Below are 3,928 nucleotides of genomic sequence, written 5' to 3' on the forward strand. Positions count from 1 at the left end.
GCGCTGCTTGCCGAAGCGGCGCAGCAGTTGCCCGACGATTATCCGAGCGTGCGCCTGGCGAACCCGATGCAGGTGCAGAATCATGCCTCGGTTGATCTGTATGTCGATGAAGTCTTGCGCCACGCCAAGGTCATTCTGATCTCGCTGCACGGCGGCATTGCCTATTGGCGTTACGGCGTCGAGCGGCTGGTGCAATTGTCGCAGCGTGGAGTGCAGTTGATTCTGGTGCCGGGCGACGATCGTCCGGACCCGGAACTCAGTGACCTGAGCACCGTCGGTGCCGAGGATCGTGATCGGCTCTGGCAGTTTCTTCGTCAGGGCGGCATGGGCAACGCACTGGATTTTTTCCGTTGCCTGGCCAATCGTTGGTTGGCGCGGGATTACGCCTGGGCCGAGCCGCAAGCGTTGCCGCGCACGGCGATTTACCATCCGCAAAAAAACACCGTCGAATTGACTGACTGGCAGGCTGAATGGCAGGCGGGTCAACCGGTGGCGGCCGTGCTGTTTTACCGCTCGCATTTGCAAGCGGCGAACACCGGTTTCATCGATGTTTTTTGCCAGCGTTTGCAGGCTGCCGGGTTGAATCCGTTGCCCATCGCGCTGGCCAGTTTGAAAGAGCCCGGCTGCCTGACGGTGGTCGAGGACCTGCTGGACGAGGCTGAAGCAGCGGTGATTCTCAACACCACCGGTTTCGCCCAGTCCAGCCCTGAAGCGCCGCACTTGCGACCATTTCGCCGCAATATCCCGGTGATCCAGGCGATTTGTGCCCAGGACAACGAGCCGGGCTGGCGCGCCAGCGAACAAGGCCTCGGCCCGCGTGATCTGGCGATGCACATTGCCCTGCCAGAGCTGGATGGGCGGATTATCAGCCGACCGATCAGCTTCAAGGATCTGGCGTGGCGCAGTGAGCGCAGCCAATCGGATGTGGTCTGCTACCGCCCGCAACCCGAACGCATGGACTTCGTCGCCGAGCTCGCACGGCGCTGGACCGACCTGGCACACCTGCCCAATGCTGAAAAGCGCGTGGCGCTGATCCTCGCCAATTACCCGACCCGCGACGGCCGCATCGGCAACGGTGTGGGCCTCGACACGCCGGCCGCTGCCCTGAACATTCTGCGAGCGCTGCATAAAGAAGGCTATCCGCTACCCGCCGAATTGCCGGCCAGCGGCACCGCGCTGATCGAGCAATTGCTTGGCGGTGTCAGTAATGACCTGGACACTCTCGACCAGCGTCCCTGCCAGCAAAGTCTGGCAATGGATGATTACCTGAAAATGTTTAACGCACTGCCCGCAGCGAATCGCGCCGCGGTGCTGGCTCGCTGGGGGGCGCCGGAAAACGATCCGATGTGCCGCAACGGCCGAATGATGATCGCCGGGCTGCGTTTCGGCCTGACCTTCGTCGGCATTCAACCGGCGCGCGGCTATCAGGTGGACCCGAGCGCGGTGTATCACGACCCGGACCTGGTGCCGCCCCACGGCTATCTGGCGTTTTACTTCTGGCTGCGCAACACCTATGGCGCCCACGCGCTGATCCACGTCGGCAAGCACGGCAACCTCGAATGGCTGCCGGGCAAAGGGGTAGGCCTGTCGGAACACTGCTGGCCGGATGCATTGCTCGGGCCGCTGCCCAACATCTATCCATTCATCGTCAACGATCCGGGCGAGGGCGCCCAGGCCAAGCGACGGACCCAGGCAGTGATCATCGATCACTTGATGCCACCGCTGACCCGTGCCGAAACCTACGGCCCGCTGCGCAATCTCGAGTTGCTCGCCGACGAATACTACGAAGCGCAATTGCTCGATCCGCGTCGCGCCCGCGAGTTGCAGCGCGACATCCTGCAACTGGTGCGCGACACCCACATCGACCGCGAACTGCAACTGGACGAACAACTCGACGGCGATGCCGATGCGGCGATCTGGTTGCCGCGCCTTGACACTTACCTGTGTGACTTGAAGGAATCGCAGATCCGCGACGGCTTGCATGTTTTCGGCGAGTCGCCGGTCGGGCGCTTGCGTATCGATACGTTGCTGGCATTGCTGCGAATCCCCCGGGGTGACGGGCGTGGTGCGCAATCGAGCTTGCTGCGCGCTTTGGCCAAGGCATTCTCGCTGGGTTTCGATCCGCTGGATTGCGTGTTGGCCGAACCATGGACCGGGCCGCGACCAATTGAACTGCACAACCTCACCCAAGAAGCTTGGCGCACCGCTGGCGATACCCGCGAACGCCTTGAGTTGTTCGCCGCACAACTGATCTCGCAGGCGTTGACCGATCCCTGTAGGCGCGAGCCTGCTGGCGATGGCGTGTCAGTCGACGCCAACGCAGCTGACACACCCTCGCCAGCAGGCTCGCTCCTGCAGGGGCCGGGTTGGTCCGAGGTCCAGGCCATCCTCGACAATCTGCGCGAAGTGGTCGCACCACGCCTGGACGCCTGCGGCCCGGCAGAAATGCGCGGCCTGCTCGATGCCTTGGGCGGCCGCTTCGTGCCAGCCGGCCCCAGCGGCGCGCCGAGTCGCGGACGGCTGGACGTGCTGCCCACCGGGCGCAATTTTTATTCGGTGGACGTGCGCAACCTGCCGACCACAACCGCCTGGCGCATCGGTTTTCAATCGGCCAACCTGATTCTTGAACGCCACCTGCAAGATCATGGCGATCATCTGCGTCAGCTCGGCCTGTCAGTGTGGGGCACCGCGACCATGCGCACCGGTGGCGACGATATCGCACAGGCCATGGCGTTGATGGGCGTGCGCCCGGTATGGGCTACCGGCAGTCAGCGCGTCGACGATTTTGAAATCCTGCCGCTGAGCTTGCTCGATCGGCCGCGAGTGGACGTGACCTTGCGCGTTTCCGGTTTCTTTCGCGACGCCTTTGCCAATCTGATCCGCTTGTTCGACGCCGCGGTACAAGCGGTGGCTGCGCTGGATGAACCTGACGATCTCAATCCGTTGGCGGCCAAGGTCCGTGCCGAGCGGGCAGCGTTACTGCAATCGGGGGTTGATGAGGAATCGGCCCGACGCCAGGCCGGTTGGCGAATTTTCGGTGCCAAACCCGGCGCGTATGGCGCAGGAGTGCAGGGCGCTATCGATGGCCGGCTGTGGCAAAGCCGTGAGGATCTGGCCGAGGTCTATCTGAATTGGGGCGGTTACGCCTATGGCGGCTCTGACGAGGGCACCCTGGCCCGAGAACCCTTCAGTCGACGCCTGGGCCAAGTGCAGGCCGTTGTGCAAAATCAGGATAACCGTGAGCACGATCTGCTCGATTCCAATGACTACTATCAGTTCCAGGGCGGTATGCTCGCGGCGGTGGAAAGCCTCAGCGGAACCGCGGCGGCGAGTTACCACGGCGATCACAGCCAGCCGGACTTGCCGAAAATCCGCACGCTCAAGGAAGAGCTGAACCGGGTCATCCGCTCGCGGGCAGCCAATCCCAAGTGGCTCGACGGGGTAAAGCGACATGGCTATAAAGGCGCCTTCGAAATGGCTGCGACTGTCGACAACCTGTTCGCCTTCGACGCCACCACACAGCTGATCGACGATCATCAGTACGCCTTGCTGGCAGATGCCTATTTGCTCGACCCGGACACCCGGGATTTTGTCCGCGAGCACAATCCCCACGCGTTGCGCGACATGACCGAACGCATGCTCGAAGCGCAACAGCGAGGCATGTGGAAAGCGCCGGGCGAGTATCGCGAGGCGCTGGAAAACCTGCTGCTGGACATAGAAGAAGACAGTTGACTAGAGAACAGTGGACACCTGTGGCGAGGGAGCTTGCTCCCGCTCGGCTGCGAAGCAGTCGTAAAACCCGAAACCGTGGCGTATAGCTGATCGTTCCCACGCTCCGCGTGGGAATGCAGCCCGGGACGCTCCGCGTCCCACCCAGAGCCGAACGCGGAGCGTCCGTTGAGGCATTCCCACGCAGAGCGTGGGAACG

1 protein-coding gene is annotated in these 3,928 nt (G+C 62.9%); it reads left to right on the forward strand.

The genetic code is table 11. The features are described 5' to 3' along the window. Nucleotides 1-3,732 (forward strand): cobaltochelatase subunit CobN (cobN, locus tag D8U18_RS23190; protein ID WP_131108531.1); only part of this gene is annotated, 3,732 nt, incomplete at its 5' end. Nucleotides 3,733-3,928: the final 196 nt, after the last annotated feature.

The organism is Pseudomonas sp. Sample_10 (assembly GCF_004321495.1).
In the GTDB taxonomy this organism is placed as follows: domain Bacteria; phylum Pseudomonadota; class Gammaproteobacteria; order Pseudomonadales; family Pseudomonadaceae; genus Aquipseudomonas.